At 53.3% G+C, this 1307-nt stretch carries 1 protein-coding gene; it reads left to right on the forward strand.

Translation table 11 applies throughout. The features are described 5' to 3' along the window. Nucleotides 1-50: 50 nt before the first annotated feature. A protein-coding gene (locus tag ABJ196_RS12615; protein WP_257077234.1) for an IS3 family transposase occupies nt 51-1285 on the forward strand; the annotation gives its coding sequence in 2 pieces (ribosomal slippage) (nt 51-339 and nt 339-1285; 1236 coding nt in all). Nucleotides 1286-1307: the final 22 nt, after the last annotated feature.

Raw genomic sequence — 1307 nt, forward strand, 5'->3', positions numbered from 1 at the left:
TGAAGTGTCCCAGGTTTTGTTCCGTTTGAGTAGATGGGAAAATTTGGAACATGCCAAGGAAATTTGACCAGGATGCGAAGGACCGTGTGGTCCGTCTTGTGGAAGACCGCATCTTGGCGGAAAATATGTCGATGCAAGCCGCGTGCCAGGCAGTAGCTCCAAAGCTGGGGGTTTCATGGCACACGGCCCGTCAATGGACTCAGCAGGCCCGCCGTGCGGGAAACATCCCAGAACCTGTGCCTGAAGATTTGGCTGCCGAGAACGCGAGGCTACGTCGTGAAAATCAAGAGCTACGCGACACTAACGAGCTGCTGAAGGCTGCCTCAGCTTTTTTCGCGTCGGAACTCGACCCAAAACGTCAGAAATGATCCGATTCATCGATGAATACCGGAATCGTTTCTCCGTCGAGTTCATCTGTAAGACGTTGAAGAATAACCGGGCTGGTGGGTTTATCACCTCGCGTGGGTATCGCCAGTCCAAGGCCCGTGGATTAAGTGCTCGTCGCCTTCGTGATGCTGTGCTGGTCGACCGCATTAGAACTGTTCATCGGGATAATTACGGCGTCTACGGCGTGCGGAAAATGTGGCATGCTCTCCGCCGTGACGGAATTGATATCGGTCGTGAACAAACTGCTCGGTTGATGCGCTTGGCTGGTGTTTCTGGCAAAGGCAAAGGCAGATCACCTCTCACAACCCGTAAGCCTAATGTGCCTGATCTGCGCCCGGACTTGGTCGAGCGTGAGTTCAAAGCTCAGGGCCCGAATAAACTGTGGGTGGCCGACATTACGTATGTGCGCACGAAGAAAGGCTTTGTGTACGCCGCGTTTATCACCGACGTTTACTCTCGACGGATCGTTGGGTGGGCGTTATCAGACTCGATACGGACGGAAACACTGCCGCTGCAAGCTCTTAACCAGGCGATCGTGTGTGCTGAGGAAACAACAGGTCTCATTCACCATTCGGATCACGGCTCACAGTATGTCAGCGTTGTCTACAACCAGCGACTTTCCCAGCACGGGATTGCCGCTTCCACCGGAACGGTCGGGGATTCTTATGACAATGCTCTGGCAGAAAATGTTAATGGTTCCTACAAGAACGAGCTGATCCATGCTCGCAGGTGGGATGATGTTGTCGAGGTAGAAATCGCGACGTTCGAGTGGGTGTCATGGTGGAACGAGACTAGGCTCCACCAAAGCTTGGAATACCGAACCCCGGTCGAGGTCGAAACCGAATTTTGGAAGCAGAACCCGCCACAGGAAATAATAGAAATCAAGGCAAACGCCTAGGAACAAAACCCGGGGCACTTCA

This window comes from Corynebacterium sp. SA-MJD20WY100, from assembly GCF_039822565.1.
In the GTDB taxonomy this organism is placed as follows: Bacteria; Actinomycetota; Actinomycetes; order Mycobacteriales; family Mycobacteriaceae; genus Corynebacterium; species Corynebacterium phoceense_A.